The sequence below is a fragment of the Bradyrhizobium sp. Kon69 genome (assembly GCF_055807515.1).
Genome location: NZ_JBVVOS010000010.1, coordinates 116,149 through 133,607 on the forward strand (window position 1 = coordinate 116,149; position 17,459 = coordinate 133,607).

Consider the following 17,459-nt stretch of genomic DNA (forward strand, 5'->3'; position numbering starts at 1 on the left):
AAAGCGATGCGAGCGCCAATTCTCAACCAGCTGCTGATCGCCGGCGTTATGGGCTCAAGTATTTTGGGCGCAAGCCTCGCGCAAGCTCAGACGCCTGCACCGCAGACTGCGGCCGTCGCGCCTGACGCGATCAAGCAGCGCGAGCAGGAGCTCGAAGCCGCGCGCGCAAGCAAGAAGAGCGCGGAGGAAGCGCAAGCCAAGCTCAAAGCGGAGATCACCTCGCTCGGCCAGGACCGCACCCAGCTCAATCAACAGTTGATCGACACCGCCGCCAATGTGCGCACCGTCGAGACCAAGATCGACGAGGCCGAAGCGCGGCTGCGATCGCTGAACGGCCGCGAGCAGGCGATGCGCAGCTCGCTCGATTTACGCCGCGCCGACATCGTCGAGGTGCTGGCGGCCTTGCAGCGCGCCGGAAGGCGGACGCCGCCAGCGCTGCTGGTGCGGCCCGAGGACGCACTGCAATCGCTGCGCACGGCGATGCTGCTCGGTGCCGTCGTGCCGGAATTGCGCGGCCGCGCCGAGAAGATCGCAAGCGAGCTCGGCGAGCTCGTGGCCTTGCGCAAGACCATCGCGACCGAGCGCGACCAGCTTGCCTCCGACCGCGACAAGGTGCGCAACGACCAGACCCGGCTCGCGGCTCTGGTCGACGAGCGGCAGCGCCAGCAGGCGTCGCGCGAAAAGGACCTCGACGCCGAGAATGCGCGCGCCGTCGCGCTCTCACGACAGGTCGGCGATCTCCAGGGGCTGATCGCCAAGATGGAGCAGGATCTGCAAAGTGCCGCCAAGGCAGCCGAGAAGGCGGCTGAGGCCGCCAGGCAGGCCGAGGCCAAGGCGGCTGCAAACGCGGCCGCCAGCGCCAAGACCGGCCCCGGCGCTTTCAAGGATCGTTCCCGGACCACCCCTGCGATGGCCTTTGCCGCGGCCAAGGGCCTCCTGCCTCTTCCGGTTAACGGTAACAAGATCAGGGATTTCGGCGGTTCGGACGGGCTCGGCGGGGTCCAGAAGGGCATTTCGCTGGCGAGCCGGCCCGGGTCTCAGGTCACGACGCCGTGTGATGGCTGGGTGGTCTATGCCGGCCCGTTCCGCAGCTATGGACAACTCTTGATCCTCAATGCCGGGGGCGGGTATCATGTGCTGATCGCCGGGATGGAGCGCATTTCGGTCAACATCGGTCAGTTTGTGCTCACGGGGGAGCCTGTCGCGACCATGGGGTCGACTTCTCAAGTCGCCTCCATTCTCGCCACGAACGCGAGTCAACCTGTGCTCTATGTCGAGTTCCGCAAAGACGGCACTCCAATCGATCCAGGCCCATGGTGGGCCGCAAATGAAGGCGAGAAGGTTCGCGGATGATGCGCAAGACTTCAGTTATCCTCCTCAGCGCGGCCACCGGTGCGGCGCTGACGCTGTTCGTGACGCAACCGCGCGCGGTCTTCATGGGCTCCAGCGCGCGAGCCGCCACCGCGGACACCTATCGCCAGCTCAATTTGTTCGGCGACGTCTTCGAGCGCGTGCGCTCGGACTATGTCGAGAAACCCGACGACACCAAGCTGATCGAATCCGCGATCAGCGGCATGCTCACCGGTCTCGATCCGCATTCGAGCTACATGGACGCCAAGAGCTTCCGCGACATGCAGGTGCAGACCCGCGGTGAGTTCGGTGGCCTCGGCATCGAAGTCACGATGGAAGACGGCCTGATCAAGGTGGTCTCGCCGATCGACGACACCCCGGCCTCGCGCGCCGGCGTCATGGCCAACGACATCATCACCAATCTCGACGACGAGGCGGTGCAGGGCCTGACCCTGAACCAGGCGGTCGAGAAGATGCGCGGCCCCGTCAACACCAAGATCAAGCTCAAGATCATCCGCAAGGGCCAGGACAATCCGATCGACGTCACGCTGGTGCGCGACAACATCCGCGTCCGCTCGGTGCGCGCCCGCGTCGAGGCCGACGACATCGCCTATATCCGCATCACCACCTTCAACGAGCAGACCACCGAAGGCCTGAAGCGCGAGGTCGCCAACCTCTCGAATCAGATCGGCGACAAGCTGAAGGGCTACGTCATCGACCTCCGCAACAATCCGGGCGGCCTGCTCGAGGAAGCGGTCACCGTCTCCGACTCCTTCCTGGAGAAGGGCGAGATCGTCTCGACCCGCGGCCGCAATGCCGAGGAGACCCAGCGCCGTACCGCGCATACGGGCGACCTCACCAAGGGCAAGCCGGTCATCGTGCTGGTCAACGGCGGCTCGGCTTCGGCGTCGGAGATCGTCGCGGGCGCACTGCAGGACCACAAGCGCGCGACCATCGTCGGCACGCGCTCGTTCGGCAAGGGCTCGGTGCAGACCATCATTCCGCTCGGAAGCGGCAACGGCGCGCTGCGGCTGACCACGGCGCGCTACTACACGCCGTCGGGCAAGTCGATCCAGGCCAAGGGCATCGTGCCCGACATCGAAGTGCTGCAGGACGTGCCGGACGAGCTAAAGTCGCGCACCGACACCAAGGGCGAAGCTTCGCTGCGCGGCCATCTCAAGAACGATGGCGACGAGAAGACCGGCTCGCAGTCCTACGTCCCGCCGGACGCCAAGGACGACAAGGCGCTCAAGCTCGCCGACGATCTGCTCCACGGCATCAAGAACAGCGCCTCGGCGGCGCCCACCCCGGGCGGCGACAAGGCCACGACCGACAAGCCCAAAGCGGCGAACTAGGTCGGCGCATCGCGATCTGACGAAAAGGGCGGCTCCCGGGAGCCGCCCTTTTTGCTTGGAACTCCTGCTATCCCCGGCCTATCCCGGCCTGCCGCCGCTTGACCTCGGCGTGGTATCGTCGTCTCGAGTGATTCGGGATCGCGCATGACTGAAACGGCCGATGATCTGAGCGCCCCGCTCGGACGGGACAAGCCGCGCCGGAAACGCCGGCTGCGGCTGCCGTTCACGGCCATGCAACTGCTCGCTGTCCTGCTCGGCCTGTTCCTGGTCAGCTTTGCCGGCTTCGCCATCTTCAACAAGGATCCGCTTGGCGGCGAGCCGATGACGCGGCTCGCGATCCGCGAGCCCAGTGCCGCAGACAAGGCCCGCGATGACAAGCCGGCCGCATCCGGCCACGGCCAGGACAGCAAGCAGGAAAGCAAGCAAGAGACTAAGGAGGCGCCGAAGCAGGCGGGCGAGCAGAAGACCGTCACCATGATCGACGGTTCCACCGGCACGCGCCACGACGTGGTGATCGGCGGCGATGCCGCCGGCAAGAGCGAGGCGGCCTCGGCCTCCGCACCGCCGCCCGTCATGGCCGGGATCGACCCAAAACTCCTCGAGAAATCGCGCTACGGTATGATCCCCGCGATGTCCGGCGACCTCAAGCCATTCAACGTCTATGCGGCGGATGCCGACCGCGCCAAGGCCGCCAAGATGCCGGTGGTTGCGATCCTGATCGGCGGCCTCGGCGTCGGCGCCGCCAAGACCACCGATGCCATCATGCGGCTGCCAGCGGCGGTGACGCTGGCCTTCACGCCTTATGGGTCCGATCCAGGGAAACTCGCCGAGCGCGCCCGCGCCCAGCGCCACGAGATCTTCCTCCAGATCCCGATGGAGCCCTATGACTTCCCCGACAACGATCCTGGACCGCAGACGCTGCTGACGTCGCTGAGTGCCGACCAGAACATGGACCGGCTGTACTGGCATCTGAGCCGGATGCAGGGCTATGCCGGTCTCACCAACTTCATGGGCGCCCGCTTCATCGCAACGGAGCCGGCGATGCAGCCGATCATCCGCGAGGCGGCCAAGCGCGGCCTCGGCTTCTTCGACGACGGCTCCTCGCCGCGGAGCATCGCGCCCCAGGCCGCCGGCAGTCTGGCGATGCCGTTCGGCAAGGGCGATATCGCGATCGACGCGGTGCCGACCCCGGCCGAGATCGATCGCGCCCTGACCAAGCTCGAAGCGGCGGCGCGCGAGCGCGGCATGGCCGTGGGCACCGCCTCCGCCCTCCCGGTCTCGATCGAGCGCATCGGCGCCTGGACCAAGACATTGGGCGACCGAGGTATCCTTTTGGTGCCATTGACAACCGCGATGCTGAAATCAAAATCCAGCTAAATCAACGGATTGGTACGGCACAGGCCCGCGGGGCCTGCTTCAGCCTTACCGACAGCATGCGAGAGGTCTGGCGGAATGGCGCGTTACGAGGATCTGCCCTACCGGACCTGCGTCGGCGTGATGTTGCTCAACAAGGACGGACTGGTGTTCATCGGCCGGCGTGCCGGCGGTATCGAGCACGTCGACGACACCCATGTCTGGCAGATGCCGCAGGGCGGCGTCGATCCCGGCGAGGACAATTGGGAGGCTGCCAAGCGCGAGCTCTATGAGGAGACCAGCGTGCGTTCGGTCGAGCGGCTCGGTGAGGTTCCGGACTGGCTCACTTACGACATTCCGCGCACAGTCGCCGGGCGCACCTGGAAAGGCCGCTACCGCGGCCAGCGCCAGAAGTGGTTCGCGGTCCGCTTCACCGGCAAGGACAGCGAGATCAACGTCGAAAAGCCCGGCGGCGGCCACAAGGCCGAGTTCGTGAGCTGGCGCTGGGAGCCGATGAAGAACCTGACCGGGCTGATCGTCCCGTTCAAGCGCCCGGTCTACGAGCGCGTGGTGAAGGAATTTTCCCCGCTGGCGCAGGATTAAGTTCAAGTCGCCATTCCAGGTTGATGCTAATGCATCGCCTGAAATGACGACGAGAGATCCACGCGTGACCCATGAAAAGCCTTACCGTCCCAATGTCGGAATCGCGCTGTTCAATGCCGATGGCCGCGTGCTGATCGGGCACCGCTTCAAGGGCGACGGACCCGAGATCATCCTGCCGGGCCTCGACTGGCAGATGCCTCAGGGCGGCGTCGACGAGGGCGAGGATTTACGCGACGCCGCGCTGCGCGAGCTCTGGGAAGAGACCAGCGTCAAGAGCGCAACCTATCTCGGGGAGACCGATTGGCTGACTTACGAATTCCCGCCCTATGACGGGCCGCAGACGCATCGGCTGGCGAAATTCCGCGGCCAGCGCCAGAAGTGGTTCGCGCTGCGCTTCACCGGCAAGGATGACGAGATCGATCCGCTGACGCCGCGCAACGGGCAGCCCGCCGAGTTCGACGCCTGGCGTTGGGAGCGGCTCGACCGTGTCCCCGACGTCGTGGTGCCGTTCCGCCGCCACGTCTACAGCGCCGTGGCGCAGCAGTTTGCGCCCTTCGCAAACTAAAAACGCGAAAACAACCCCATGCACAGTAGAACGGGGTTGAAATCATTAGAGAACTTTCGCCGGAAATTTGCGCGAGCCTAGTTGATCGGTCCCACCGTGAAGGGGCCGATCGCGATGACGTGGCAGTCGCTGTCGCGCTTGGCGCAGTCGGCGAGCGCGGAATTGACCGCGGTCTGCTCGTCGGCGGCCCTCACACCGAGGCCCGGCCGGCCCGCGGTGCCGACCGCGACGGCGTTCCAGCCCATGCCATCGGCGAGCTTGCGCACCACCTCGTCGCGCGCGTCGGCGACAATCGAGGTGTTGGACGCCGCGTGGAAGAAGCCGGTGATCCGGAGCAGGGTCGGGATCGGCACGACGAAATTCTCGTCGACCGCAACGACCAGGCAGGCGACGCCGGCGATCGCGCCGCACGATTCCAGCGAACGCCGCGCGGCGTCGTCGGCGGATGATGCGCCCATCACCATGAAATATTGACTCCCCGGGCCGAGCGCGACCGCGCGGGATTTTGCCGCGGGCACGAACATGTTCTCGAGCCGGACCTTTGCGGGATCACGCACCATCGGAAAGTCTTTCGAGGCGAAGGCGCGCTCGGTCATGGCATCATGCCGGACGAACGGTTGCGGCGGCATCGGCGGCTTGCCGTGTGTGTAGACGACATTGTTGCCGACCGCGTAGAGCTCGCAGCGCCGCGGCGACTGCGCGGCATCGGCGCGCTTCTGACACTGATCGAGTGCGGCGTTGCGCGCGGCTTCCTCGTTCGGCTGATTCAACGACGCGCCGGTGAATCCGCCGACATTGAGCGCGAACGCCTTGTAGTCGCTGGCAGCGGAATAGTCGCCGGCCAGGTAGTTGCGGATGCGCTCGTTGATGAAGGGGACGCTGTCGGCGGGAAACTTGCCGGCCATCGGCGAAGCCGATGGTGCCGGCATGGGCATCGGCGCTTTCGCCGCCATGGTGGATGACGGGCTTGGCGCAGTTGGTGCGGGGCTTGATACAGGGCTTGATGCAGGGCTTGGCACGGTCGCTGCGATCGCCGGCGCCCTCGTGGTCTCGAGCTTGGTGAAATAGAGGAAGCCGCCGACGCCGATGGCGACGATGGAGACGACACCGACCACCAGCGGCCACATCCAGTTCGGCGCGGGCGCGGCCTTCGCCACTTTCTTGATCTGCGGCGTTGCGTAGCTGCCGTCCCCGCGCCGCATTGCGACCATGTAGGCGTGCACCGGCGTCGGGATGTTCTTGACCTCCTGCGCGCCGATATCGGCGAACTGTACCGACAGCTTGTTGGCGACCTGCTCGTGCACCGCGCGGGAGACGCAGATGCCGCCGACCTCGGCGAGGCCCTCGAGCCGGGCGGCGATATTGACACCGTCACCGAGTAGATCGCCGTCGCGCTCGACCACATCGCCGATGGTGATGCCGATGCGGAACGACATCTGCCGGCTTGGCGGATAGGCCATGTTGCGGGTTCGCAGGGATTCCTGGATATCGATCGCGCAGCGCACCGCATCGACTGCGCTTGGAAATTCCGCGAGCACGGCGTCGCCCGCAGTGTTGAAGATGCGTCCGCCCGCCCTGGCAATGAAATCGTCGACGACCTCGCGATAGGAGGCGAGACGCCGCAGCGTCTCCTCTTCGTCTTCCGCGACCAGTCGCGAGTAACCGGCAATATCGGCCGCGAAAATCGCTGCGATCTTGCGTTTCATCTGCGGCCCGCCCCCGGAACAAAGTTCGCGGGCGCAGAATGGCGCTATCGGCGGCGCCGTGCAACAAAGTTCAGCGCCCGCCACTTCCGTGACAAGCGCTGGATTTATTCAGGAGTTTGTAGGTTGAGCCCCGGCGCGGTGCACCGGGGCTTAGTGCATAGCCGTGGTGTTGAGCTCGTGCTGGATACTCTTGAAGTGGTCGAGCCGGGCGATGGCTTGATCGAGCTCGTTGCCTTCGTGCTCCTTCAACCCCTCTTCCATCTCCGAGACGGTCGCGGCGAACTGGGCGCGGTCGAGCTCGGCCAGCGAGGTCGCGACGTCGGCGAGCACGGTCAGGCCCTTGTCGGAAACTTCGGCGATGCCGCCGAGCACGATGATCTTCTCGTGCTTGCCGCCGGTGGTCACGGTGAGAATGCCGGGCCGGATCGCGGCCACGACCGGCGCATGTCCCGCCAGCACGCCGAAGTCACCCTCGACGCCGGGGATATCGACCTGGTCGACCTCGCCCGAGAAGGCGAGCTTTTCCGGCGAGACGAGATCGAAGTGGAAGGTGGCCATTGGAAACCTGCGAATGGTGAGTAGCGAATTGCGAATGGAGCGGGAGCAGCGCGACTAATCGCTACTCCCTGCTCGCCCTTCGCAGCTTAGGCCGCCTCGGCCGCCAGCTTCTTGCCCTTCTCGATCGCCTCTTCGATGGTGCCGACCATGTAGAAGGCGGCTTCCGGCAGGTGGTCATACTTGCCTTCGCAGAGGCCGCGGAAGCCCTTGATGGTGTCCGCGAGGTCGACGAACTTGCCGGGCGAGCCGGTGAAGATTTCGGCGACGTGGAACGGCTGCGACAGGAAGCGCTCGATCTTGCGGGCGCGAGCCACCGTCAGCTTGTCCTCTTCCGAAAGCTCGTCCATGCCGAGAATGGCGATGATGTCCTGCAGCGACTTGTAGCGCTGCAGCACCTGCTGGACCTGACGCGCGGTGTCGTAATGCTCCTGGCCGACGACGAGCGGCGAGAGCATGCGCGAGGTCGAGTCGAGCGGGTCCACCGCCGGGTAGATGCCCTTTTCCGAGATCGCGCGGTTCAACACCGTGGTGGCGTCCAAATGCGCGAACGAGGTCGCGGGCGCCGGGTCGGTCAAGTCGTCGGCAGGAACGTAAATGGCCTGCACCGAGGTGATCGAACCCTTCTGCGTGGTGGTGATGCGCTCCTGCAGCGCGCCCATGTCGGTGGCGAGCGTCGGCTGATAACCCACGGCGCTCGGGATACGACCGAGCAGCGCCGACACTTCAGAACCGGCCTGGGTGAAGCGGAAGATGTTGTCGACGAAGAACAGCACGTCCTGACCCTGGTCACGGAAGTGCTCGGCGACAGTCAGACCGGTGAGGCCGACGCGGGCGCGGGCGCCGGGCGGCTCGTTCATCTGACCAAACACCAGCGCGCACTTCGACTTGACGCTCGGATCCGGATTGTGCGGATCGGCGTTGACCTTGGACTCGATGAACTCGTGATAGAGGTCGTTGCCCTCGCGGGTACGCTCGCCGACGCCGGCGAACACGGAATAACCACCGTGCGCCTTCGCGACGTTGTTGATCAGCTCCTGAATCAGCACGGTCTTGCCGACGCCGGCGCCGCCGAACAGGCCGATCTTGCCGCCCTTGGCGTAGGGCGCGAGCAAGTCGACGACCTTGATGCCGGTGACGAGAATTTCAGCTTCGGTCGACTGGTCGGTGTAGGTCGGCGCTTCCTGGTGGATGGCGCGCGTGCCTTCGGACTGGATCGGGCCGGCTTCGTCGATCGGCTCGCCGATCACGTTCATGATGCGGCCGAGCGTGCCCGCGCCGACCGGAACCGAGATCGGCTGACCGGTGTCGGTCACTTCCTGGCCGCGGACCAGACCTTCGGTCACGTCCATCGCGATCGTGCGCACGGTGGACTCACCGAGATGCTGCGCAACTTCCAGCACGAGGCGGATGTTGCCGTTCCTGGTTTCCAACGAATTCAGAATGGCCGGCAGATGGCCTTCGAACTGAACGTCGACGACGGCGCCCATGACCTGGGTGACACGACCGACCTGGGTAGCTGCTGTAGCCATGAAGCTCTCCTTCGAAATTCTTTACTTGAACGACCGTCGTTTGGTTCGTGCGTCAGACCGCCTCGGCGCCGGAGATGATCTCGATCAGCTCCTTGGTGATCTGGGCTTGACGGGTTCGGTTGTAGATCTGGGTTTGCTTGCGGATCATTTCGCCGGCATTGCGGGTGGCGTTGTCCATCGAGCTCATCTGGGCGCCGTAGAACGAGGCGTTGTTTTCCAGCAGCGCGCGGAAGATCTGCACCGCGATATTCCGCGGCAACAGGCCGGAGAGGAGTTCGTCTTCCTCCGGCTCGTAGTCGTAAGACGTCGACGGCGCGTTCGCCGCCTTTTCTTCCACGGTCAGCGGAATGATCTGCTGCGCGGTCGGGACTTGGGCGATCACCGACTTGAACTGCGCGTAGAACAGCGTGCAGACGTCGAATTCGCCGTTGTCGAAGCGGGCCAGAACCTTCTTTGCGATGTCCTCGGCGTTGACGAAGCCGAGCTGACGAACGCCGCGCAGGTCGAGATGCTCGACGATCTGCTTGTCGTACAGGCGGCGGAGCTGCTCGTAGCCCTTGCGGCCGACGCAGAAGAATTTGACTTCCTTGCCCTGCGCCATCAGCGCCTGGGCGCGCTCGCGCGCGAGGCGCACGATCGAGGAGTTGAAGGCGCCGGACAGACCACGCTCGCCGGTGCAGACCAGCAGCAGGTGAATCTGGTCCTTGCCGGTGCCGGCCAGCAGCACCGGCGCGCCGGGCGAACCGGCGGCAGCGCTGGCGATGTTGGAGATCACCGCGCTCATCTTGTCGGCATAGGGCCGCGCCGCCTCGGCCGCTTGCTGGGCACGGCGCAATCGGGACGCCGCGACCATCTGCATGGCCTTGGTGATCTTCTGCGTCGCCTTGGTGGAGGCGATGCGGACGCGCATGTCTTTAAGTGACGCCATTCTTCGTTCACCCCGGCGGTTCGATCCCTTGGATCAAGCCGCTAGCCTATCCCAGTCGTCATGCCCGGGCGTGTCCCGGGCATCCACGTCTTCGTTTCCATGCAGTGAGGCACGGAAGGCCGGGACAACAAGCCCGGCCTTGCGACCGCTCTCTTATGCGAAGCTCTTGGCGAAACCTTCGACCACCGACTTCAGCTTGGCGGCACTGTCGTCGGAGAGATCGCGGCTGTCGCGGATCGCGTTGAGGATCTCGACGTTCTTGCCGCGCAGGAGCGACAACAGACCGTCCTCAAACGCGCGCACCTTGTTGACCGGAAGCGGATCGAGATAGCCGTTGGTGCCGGCCCAGATCACGCAGACCTGCTCTTCCATCTTCAGTGGCGCGAACTGCGGCTGCTTCAGGAGCTCGGTGAGACGCGAGCCGCGGTTGAGCAGGCGCTGCGTCGAGGCGTCGAGGTCGGAGCCGAACTGCGCGAACGCCGCCATTTCGCGGTACTGCGCCAGCTCGCCCTTGATCTTGCCGGCGACCTTCTTGGTGGCCTTGGTCTGCGCCGAGGAGCCGACGCGCGACACCGACAGACCGACGTTCACCGCGGGGCGGATGCCCTGGAAGAACAGGTCGGTTTCGAGGAAGATCTGGCCGTCGGTGATCGAGATGACGTTGGTCGGAATGTAGGCCGACACGTCGTTGGCCTGGGTTTCGATGACCGGCAGCGCCGTCAAAGAGCCCGAGCCCTGGTCCTTGTTCAGCTTCGCCGCGCGCTCGAGCAGGCGGGAATGCAGATAGAACACGTCGCCCGGATAGGCTTCGCGGCCCGGCGGGCGGCGCAGCAGGAGCGACATCTGGCGGTAGGCGACGGCCTGCTTGGACAAATCGTCATAGATGATGACGGCGTGCATGCCGTTGTCGCGGAAGTACTCGCCCATGGTGCAGCCGGTGAACGGCGCGATGTACTGCATCGGCGCCGGATCGGACGCGGTGGCGGCGACGATGATCGAATATTCGAGCGCGCCCTGCTCTTCCAGCACCTTCACGAACTGGGCAACGGTCGAGCGCTTCTGGCCGATCGCGACGTAGACGCAATACAGCTTGATGTTCTCGTCCGGCTGCGCGTTGAGCGGCTTCTGGTTGAGGATGGTGTCGAGCGCGATCGCGGTCTTGCCGGTCTGACGGTCGCCGATGATCAGCTCGCGCTGGCCGCGGCCGATCGGGATCAGGGCGTCGATCGCCTTGAGGCCGGTTGCCATCGGCTCGTTCACGGACTTGCGCGGAATGATCCCGGGCGCCTTGACGTCGACGCGCATGCGCTTGTCGGCCTGGATCGGGCCCTTGCCGTCGATGGGATTGCCGAGCGCGTCGACGACGCGGCCGAGCAGGCCCTTGCCGACCGGCGCGTCCACGATGGCGCGGGTGCGCTTGACGGTCTGGCCTTCCTTGATCTCCCGGTCGGCGCCGAAAATGACGATACCGACGTTGTCGGTTTCGAGGTTCAGCGCCATGCCGCGGGTGCCGTTCTCGAACTCGACCATTTCACCGGCCTGGACGTTATCCAGACCGTAAACGCGGGCGATACCGTCGCCGACGGACAGCACCTGTCCGACTTCGGAGACTTCAGCTTCCTGGCCGAAATTCTTGATCTGGTCCTTGAGGATCGCGGAAATTTCCGCGGCGCGGATGTCCATCAGCCTGCCTCTTTCATCGCGTGCTTGATCGAATTGAGTTTGGTGCGAAGCGAGCTATCGATCATCCGGCTGCCAAGCTTGACCACGAGGCCACCGATGATCGAGGGATCGACCTTCACGTTGAGCGCGACGTCCTTGCCGGTCACCGACTTCAGGGCAACCTTGAGGGCGTCGAGATTCTTGTCCGAGAGCGCCTCCGCCACGGTGACGTCGGCCGTGGCCTCGCCCTTGAACTTGGCGACCAGGGCGCGATAGGCGCGGATGACGTCAGCCACCGCGAACAGGCGGCGGTTGGCGGTCAGCACTTTCAGGAAATTGGCGGAGATGCCGGCGATGCCCGCCTTGTCCAAAACGGCCGAGAGGGCCCTGGACTGGGCGTCGGCCGCGAAAACCGGGCTGCGGACGAGGCGCTTCAGATCGGCGCTTTCGTTCAGCATGCCCTCGAATTTCTCGAGATCGGCTTTGACCTCGTCGACCACTTTCTGGTCGCGGGCCAGTTCAAACAAGGCCGTTGCATAACGGCCCGACACACCGGAAACGGACGTATCTTCTGCAGCCACAGACGTGCTCTTTTTGCTGTCAAACTCGCAAGGGAAAAACCGTCGCCACAAAGCGGCGCCTAGCGATCCAAGCCCTTGGAATTCAAGCGGGACTTCGATTTTCGACCCCGCACGGAAGTGCCGGGCTCGTTAAAATCGCGGCTTTGCTAACATAGCAGGCGCGCACGTGCAACATGACGCCAAATTAAAGGCATGACGTTCTGTCGCCAGTTCGTCGCAGTCCACGACGACGCGATGACGACCTGCCACGCCGCGGAATTGCCACAGCCCCTAAGGCCACCCCCGAGCCGATGCCGGCCATTGGTTCCTGCCCTCAGCGCATAGCGGCCATGAACACGGATCGCTGAGGCGTGATTCCGGCGCTCCCAGCTTCACTCGCCGAATACTTTCCGAATTCTAAATGCAGAAAGCGATGACTTCGTTTTACAGTATTCCCGAGTAATATAGAAGTTAATGAATCGTTAAATTTCAATATTACGGAATGTCGGCTGAATATCCCTGCCGGTAACAAGATATTACACGGCGACACAGAACGGATTTACTGCCCAATTCACGCCTCATTAGGAATCGAAACGCGGTCCCGCTCGCAAACTTACGGGGGCTCCACTTGCCACATATGTGGCAATACTAGCTTAGGGACCAATATATGCTTTGTTTGAAGACGCTGGGCTCTGTGACCCGGCCGCGTACGGCGATCGCCTTTGTTGCCGCAACTCTTCTCATCGGTGGAACTGCCACCGAAGCTTCCGCCAAATCCCGCCATCACCATCGGTATTCCCACCATCATCACCGCCACCACGCCCAGAACGATGCCAACACGACCTCCGATTGGCGTAACGCCAATGCGTCGATGACGCCGTCGCAGGGCACCGGACGTTCCTTCTCCGGCATGGCTTCCTTTTACGGCAACGAGTCCGGCAGCAGGACTGCCTCGGGCCAGCGCTTCAACCAGAACGCCATGACCGCGGCGCACCGTTCGCTGCCGTTCGGCACCAAGCTGCGCGTTACCCATGGTGGCTCGAGCGTCATCGTCACCATCAACGACCGTGGCCCGTTCATCCGCGGCCGTGTCCTCGACCTCTCCACGGGCGCTGCCCGCGCCATCGGCCTCACCGGCGCCGGCGTCGGCCGCGTCACCGCGGAAGTCGTCTCCTAAGACGCGCGACGCGTGAAACAAGCCCGCCGTCTTGGGGGACGGCGGGCTTTTTGTTTGTTCCTCGGCCGTCATTGCGAGGAGCGCAGCGACGAAGCAATCCAGACTGCCTCCGTGGAGGGATTCTGGATTGCTTCCGCCTTCGCTAAAGCTTCGGCGGACAAGTCGCTGCGCTCGCAATGACGGGGAGAGAGCGGTGGCCTACAAAAAGCTCTGCGGATCGACGTCGATTTCGAGCTTTTGATTGCCCTTCGGCTTCGGGCAGACGGCAAGCCAGTTGCGCAGATAATCCGACAGGTCGAAGCCGCGTGCGGATTTCACCAGAATGCGGAAGCGGTAGCGGCCCTTGATGACCGCGAGCGGGGCTTCCGCCGGGCCGAGCACCACCACGCGCTCGTCGCGCGGCGCGAGCGCAACGAGGTGGCGGCCAAAACCCTCGGCGCTCGGCCGGTCGCCGGCGGAAATGATCAGGCTCGCAAGCCGCCCGAACGGCGGATAGAGCGTGCGTTCGCGCAAATCGATCTCGCTGTCATAGAACGCTTCGCGGTCGCAGGCGATCAGCGCCTTCATCACGGGATGATCGGGCTGGTGGGTCTGGAGATAGCCGACGCCGCGGCCCTGCTCGCGCCCGGCGCGGCCGATCACCTGGTTGAGCAATTGCCAGGTGCGCTCCGATGCGCGCGGATCGCCATTGGACAGGCCGAGATCCGCATCGACCACGCCGACCAGGTTGAGCCGCGGGAAATTGTGGCCCTTGGCGACGAGCTGGGTGCCGATGATGACGTCGACGCGGCCCTCCGCAATATCATTGAGTTCCGAGCGCATCGTCTCGATCGAGGTGATGAGATCGCTCGACAGCACCATGGTGCGCGCTTCCGGGAACAGCGCCGCCGCTTCCTCCTGTAGGCGCTCGACGCCGGGCCCGACCGCGACCAGCGATTCCTCCGCCGCGCAATGCGGGCAGGTTTGCGGGCGTGGCATCGAGAAACCGCAATGGTGACAGACGAGGCGCTGGCGGAAGCGGTGATCGACAAGCCAGGCATCGCAGATGGTGCAGGCGAAGCGATGGCCGCAGGCGCGGCACAGCGTCAACGGCGCATAGCCGCGGCGATTGAGAAACAAGAGCGCCTGCTCGCGCCGCTCGATCGCGGTCCTGATCTCGGACGCCAGCCGCGGCGAGATGAAGCGGCCGCGCGCCGGCGGCTCGCGGCGCATGTCGATGGCCTCGATATGCGGCATGTGCTGGCCGCCGAAGCGCGACGGCAGCGCGATGCGCTGATAGCGGTTCTTGCGCGCATTGACCTCGGACTCGACCGACGGCGTCGCCGACGCCAGCACGATCGGGACCTTTGCGATGTGCGCGCGCACCACCGCCATGTCGCGGGCGTGATAATGCACGCCCTCGTCCTGCTTGTAGGCCTGGTCGTGCTCTTCATCGACCACAATGAGGCCGAGATTGGCGTAAGGCAGAAACAGCGCCGAGCGCGCGCCGACCACGACCGGCGCGCTGCCCTCGGAGATCGCCGCCCAATTGCGCGCGCGGGTGCGCGGCGTCAGCTCGGAATGCCATTCCAAGGGACGCACGCCAAAACGTTGCGCAAAGCGATCGAGGAACTGGCCGGTGAGCGCGATCTCCGGCATCAGGATCAGCGACTGTTTTCCGCAGCGGATCGCCTCGGCCACGGCTTCGAAGTAAACCTCGGTCTTGCCCGAGCCGGTGACGCCGTCGAGCAGCGCGACGTGAAAGCTGCCGTTGGCCGCGAGCGCGCGCATGGCATCGACCCCGGCGCGCTGGAGCGGCGAAAACTCCGGCCGGCTGAAATCCGGATCGGGTGCGGGCGGCGGCGGAGGCGGCGGCATCGGCTCGACCGTGAGCGTACCTTCGTCGACGAGGCCGTCGATCACGCCGGCCGAAACGCCGGCCTCCTTGGCGGCTTCCGACTTTCCGTGCAGCAGCCGGTCCGACAGCACCTCGATCAGGCGCTGCCGCGCCGGCGTCAGACGTTTTGGCGGATCGCCGACCAGGCGGACGCCGGCGCGCACCCGCTCGGGGCCGAGGTTCTCGCCCATCCGCAGGCACATGCGCAGCACCATGCCGCGCGGGCTCAGCGTGTAATTGGCGATCCAGTCCACGACCGCACGCAACTCGGGCTTCAACGGCGGGATGTCGAGCTTTTCGCTGACCTCCTTGAGGCGGTTGTGCAGGCGCGGATCGGGATTGGCGTTTTCGGCCCAGACCACGGCGAGCACCTCGCGCGGGCCGAGCGGCACGCCGATAATATCGCCCGCCTTCAGCTCCATCCCGCGCGGCACCTTGTAGGAATAGGTCTGGTCGAGCGCGACCGGCACCAGCACGTCGACCATGCGGGTCGCGTTGGCGGAGACGGCGTTGCTGCGCGACGTGTGGTCCATGAGGGGAATCGGAACCCGGGGCTTCAAGGCTAGCGCCCTGAGGCGGCCTTAGCGAACGATAAACGAGTGTGATGCGATATACTGAGTGGAATCACCACGTCCAGAGCGCATGAGCAAAGCCGCCGCCCCACAAATCGAGCTCGCCAGCGCCGATCCTGACATCGCGCAGGAGATGACGCGCTGGCTGTCGCATCTCGGCGCGGAGCGACGGCTGTCGCCGAAGACGCTGGAAGCCTATGCCCGCGATTTGCGGCAGTGCCTGAATTTCCTCTGCGGCCATTGGGGCGAGCGGGTGACGCTGAAGCGGTTCGCCGCGCTGGAAGCCACCGATATCAGGGCCTTCATGGCGATGCGCCGCGCCGACGATATTGCCGGCCGCTCGCTGATGCGCGCACTCGCGGGCCTGCGCTCGTTCGGCCGCTTCCTCGAACGCGAAGGCAAGGGCAAGGTCGGGGCGCTCTCGGCGATCCGCGCGCCGAAAGTCGCCAAGAGCCTGCCAAAGCCGCTGCCGATGGCGTCGGCCAAACGTCTCGCGGACGCCGACGAGCGCGCCGGCGAGGATCGCGAGAGCTGGATTCTGGCGCGCGATGCCGCGGTGATGGCTCTCCTCTACGGCTCGGGCCTGCGCATCTCCGAAGCGCTTGGCCTGACGCGCCGCGAGGTGCCGCGTCCCGGTGAAGGCGACGTGCTGATCGTAACAGGCAAAGGCAACAAGAGCCGCATGGTGCCGGTGCTCCAGAACGTGCTCGCACTGGTGCAGGAATACGTTTCGATGTGCCCGTATCCGCTGCCGGCCGAAGGCCCGATCTTCGTCGGCGCACGCGGCGGGCCCTTGAGCCCGCGCATCATCCAGCTCGCGATGGAGCGGCTGCGCGGCGCGCTCGGCCTGCCCGACAGCGCCACGCCGCACGCGCTCCGGCATTCCTTCGCCACGCATCTGCTGTCACGCGGCGGCGATTTGCGCGCGATCCAGGAATTGCTCGGCCATGCCTCGCTCTCGACCACGCAGATCTATACCGGCATCGATGCCGAGCGGCTGCTGGAAGTCTATGCCAGCGCGCATCCGCGGCGCTAGCGGCTCAGTTGGCGAGATACTCGATATCGTAAACGTAGTTCGAGCCGCGCCCGACCTCGACGCGGACCATCGGCCTGAACGTCTCCAGCCGCTCGTACAGCGGCGCGGTGACCTTCACCGGTTGGCCCGCGATGCGAACGAGATAGTCCGCCTTGCGACGGTTACCTGACCTCCACGCACGATCGACACGGCCTTCGATCACAAGGCGGGACGTCAGGTGATCGAGAAACAGCATTCGTCCGGCATACCATGCAAGACCGCTGCCGAGCAGCACGATCAGGATCATCGAGGCGAACGCCTTCGCCTTGTCGCGCCATGAGCCGTACAGCGGAGGTTGTCGCAGCTGCGAGCCGACGATAATCAGGCCCAGAACAACGAGGCCGATATGGACGTCGTTGACTGCGATGATCGAGCTCTTGTCATAAAACCGCAACAGGCCGATGTAGATCAGGCCAAGCGCGAGAACAATCTTGCCGACGAACGGAAAGGCCGCGGTGTTGCGGGCCTTCAGTAGCGCAAACGCGGAGGCGAGGATGGAAGGCCAGACGCAGGCTGCGATGAATTCCGCTGTGGTCATGGGACAGGACTAGATCAGCCCGGAAGCGAAACCCTTAATTGCAACGGCCATC

15 protein-coding genes are annotated in these 17,459 nt (G+C 64.9%); 7 read left to right on the forward strand and 8 right to left on the reverse strand.

All coding sequences use genetic code 11. The annotated features are described in order from the left end of the window. Positions 1–6 precede the first annotated feature (6 nt). From AC0L3U_RS15480 to AC0L3U_RS15500, 5 genes are all read left to right on the forward strand, one after another. Entirely contained in the window at positions 7–1,353 is a 1,347-nt protein-coding gene (locus AC0L3U_RS15480; protein WP_473362296.1) for a murein hydrolase activator EnvC family protein, read from the forward strand. Next, complete coding sequence (locus tag AC0L3U_RS15485; RefSeq protein ID WP_018459850.1) at positions 1,350–2,705, forward strand: S41 family peptidase; 1,356 nt, start codon at positions 1,350–1,352, stop codon at positions 2,703–2,705. Before AC0L3U_RS15480 ends, AC0L3U_RS15485 begins: the two co-directional genes overlap by 4 nt. Before the next feature lie 144 nt (positions 2,706–2,849). Next, complete coding sequence (locus tag AC0L3U_RS15490) at positions 2,850–4,082, forward strand: divergent polysaccharide deacetylase family protein (protein ID WP_473362297.1); 1,233 nt, start codon at positions 2,850–2,852, stop codon at positions 4,080–4,082. A gap of 75 nt (positions 4,083–4,157) precedes the next feature. After that, the gene (locus AC0L3U_RS15495; RefSeq protein ID WP_456766774.1) at positions 4,158–4,661 is read left to right on the forward strand and encodes an RNA pyrophosphohydrolase; all 504 of its coding nucleotides are present in this window, start codon (positions 4,158–4,160) and stop codon (positions 4,659–4,661) included. A 64-nt stretch (positions 4,662–4,725) separates the two neighbouring features. Further along, positions 4,726–5,226 (forward strand): RNA pyrophosphohydrolase, encoded by a 501-nt coding sequence (locus AC0L3U_RS15500; RefSeq protein WP_007598899.1) that lies wholly within the window; start codon positions 4,726–4,728, stop codon positions 5,224–5,226. A gap of 77 nt (positions 5,227–5,303) precedes the next feature. On the opposite strand, the gene AC0L3U_RS15505 is transcribed toward AC0L3U_RS15500, so the two are convergent. From AC0L3U_RS15505 to AC0L3U_RS15530, 6 genes are all read right to left on the reverse strand, one after another. Beyond that, complete coding sequence (locus AC0L3U_RS15505; protein WP_473362298.1) at positions 5,304–6,932, reverse strand: adenylate/guanylate cyclase domain-containing protein; 1,629 nt, start codon at positions 6,930–6,932, stop codon at positions 5,304–5,306. Positions 6,933–7,082: 150 nt separating this feature from the next. Beyond that, a complete protein-coding gene (locus AC0L3U_RS15510; RefSeq protein ID WP_473362299.1) occupies positions 7,083–7,490 on the reverse strand; it encodes a F0F1 ATP synthase subunit epsilon in 408 nt (135 codons plus the stop codon). A gap of 86 nt (positions 7,491–7,576) precedes the next feature. After that, positions 7,577–9,019, reverse strand: a complete 1,443-nt coding sequence (gene atpD / locus AC0L3U_RS15515; protein ID WP_027515013.1) for a F0F1 ATP synthase subunit beta — start codon at positions 9,017–9,019, stop codon at positions 7,577–7,579. A 52-nt stretch (positions 9,020–9,071) separates the two neighbouring features. After that, entirely contained in the window at positions 9,072–9,947 is an 876-nt protein-coding gene (locus tag AC0L3U_RS15520; RefSeq protein WP_473362300.1) for a F0F1 ATP synthase subunit gamma, read from the reverse strand. A gap of 153 nt (positions 9,948–10,100) precedes the next feature. Further along, positions 10,101–11,630: a F0F1 ATP synthase subunit alpha gene (atpA, locus tag AC0L3U_RS15525; RefSeq protein ID WP_106945574.1), complete on the reverse strand. Its 1,530-nt coding sequence runs from the start codon at positions 11,628–11,630 to the stop codon at positions 10,101–10,103. Continuing rightward, on the reverse strand, positions 11,630–12,190 hold the full coding sequence (locus AC0L3U_RS15530; protein WP_027566412.1) for a F0F1 ATP synthase subunit delta: 561 nt from the start codon (positions 12,188–12,190) through the stop codon (positions 11,630–11,632). Before AC0L3U_RS15530 ends, atpA begins: the two co-directional genes overlap by 1 nt. Positions 12,191–12,836: 646 nt before the next feature. Here AC0L3U_RS15530 and AC0L3U_RS15535 point away from each other — a divergent pair. Beyond that, complete coding sequence (locus AC0L3U_RS15535; RefSeq protein WP_027566411.1) at positions 12,837–13,346, forward strand: septal ring lytic transglycosylase RlpA family protein; 510 nt, start codon at positions 12,837–12,839, stop codon at positions 13,344–13,346. Positions 13,347–13,544: 198 nt separating this feature from the next. Here the strand turns inward: AC0L3U_RS15535 and AC0L3U_RS15540 are convergent, their stop codons facing one another. Beyond that, positions 13,545–15,755 carry a primosomal protein N' gene (locus tag AC0L3U_RS15540; protein WP_473362301.1) on the reverse strand — a complete coding sequence of 737 codons (2,211 nt, stop codon included), beginning with the start codon at positions 15,753–15,755 and terminating at the stop codon, positions 13,545–13,547. A gap of 109 nt (positions 15,756–15,864) precedes the next feature. Here AC0L3U_RS15540 and AC0L3U_RS15545 point away from each other — a divergent pair, with 109 nt between their 5' ends. Further along, positions 15,865–16,830: a tyrosine recombinase XerC gene (locus AC0L3U_RS15545; RefSeq protein ID WP_473362302.1), complete on the forward strand. Its 966-nt coding sequence runs from the start codon at positions 15,865–15,867 to the stop codon at positions 16,828–16,830. Between the two features lie 4 nt (positions 16,831–16,834). On the opposite strand, the gene AC0L3U_RS15550 is transcribed toward AC0L3U_RS15545, so the two are convergent. After that, positions 16,835–17,407 carry a hypothetical protein gene (locus AC0L3U_RS15550; protein ID WP_473348830.1) on the reverse strand — a complete coding sequence of 191 codons (573 nt, stop codon included), beginning with the start codon at positions 17,405–17,407 and terminating at the stop codon, positions 16,835–16,837. Positions 17,408–17,459 lie beyond the last annotated feature (52 nt).

What these genes read in the sequence shown, in the direction of transcription:
- atpD (WP_027515013.1), bottom strand. Translation starts at nt 9,019, where the DNA reads ATGGCTACAGCAGCTACCCAGGTCGGTCGTGTCACCCAGGTCATGGGC.
- atpA (WP_106945574.1), bottom strand. Translation starts at nt 11,630, where the DNA reads ATGGACATCCGCGCCGCGGAAATTTCCGCGATCCTCAAGGACCAGATC.
- AC0L3U_RS15540 (WP_473362301.1), bottom strand. Translation starts at nt 15,755, where the DNA reads ATGGACCACACGTCGCGCAGCAACGCCGTCTCCGCCAACGCGACCCGC.
- AC0L3U_RS15520 (WP_473362300.1), bottom strand. Translation starts at nt 9,947, where the DNA reads ATGGCGTCACTTAAAGACATGCGCGTCCGCATCGCCTCCACCAAGGCG.
- AC0L3U_RS15535 (WP_027566411.1), top strand. Translation starts at nt 12,837, where the DNA reads ATGCTTTGTTTGAAGACGCTGGGCTCTGTGACCCGGCCGCGTACGGCG.
- AC0L3U_RS15495 (WP_456766774.1), top strand. Translation starts at nt 4,158, where the DNA reads ATGGCGCGTTACGAGGATCTGCCCTACCGGACCTGCGTCGGCGTGATG.
- AC0L3U_RS15480 (WP_473362296.1), top strand. Translation starts at nt 7, where the DNA reads ATGCGAGCGCCAATTCTCAACCAGCTGCTGATCGCCGGCGTTATGGGC.
- AC0L3U_RS15505 (WP_473362298.1), bottom strand. Translation starts at nt 6,932, where the DNA reads ATGAAACGCAAGATCGCAGCGATTTTCGCGGCCGATATTGCCGGTTAC.
- AC0L3U_RS15510 (WP_473362299.1), bottom strand. Translation starts at nt 7,490, where the DNA reads ATGGCCACCTTCCACTTCGATCTCGTCTCGCCGGAAAAGCTCGCCTTC.
- AC0L3U_RS15550 (WP_473348830.1), bottom strand. Translation starts at nt 17,407, where the DNA reads ATGACCACAGCGGAATTCATCGCAGCCTGCGTCTGGCCTTCCATCCTC.
- AC0L3U_RS15490 (WP_473362297.1), top strand. Translation starts at nt 2,850, where the DNA reads ATGACTGAAACGGCCGATGATCTGAGCGCCCCGCTCGGACGGGACAAG.
- AC0L3U_RS15545 (WP_473362302.1), top strand. Translation starts at nt 15,865, where the DNA reads ATGAGCAAAGCCGCCGCCCCACAAATCGAGCTCGCCAGCGCCGATCCT.
- AC0L3U_RS15485 (WP_018459850.1), top strand. Translation starts at nt 1,350, where the DNA reads ATGATGCGCAAGACTTCAGTTATCCTCCTCAGCGCGGCCACCGGTGCG.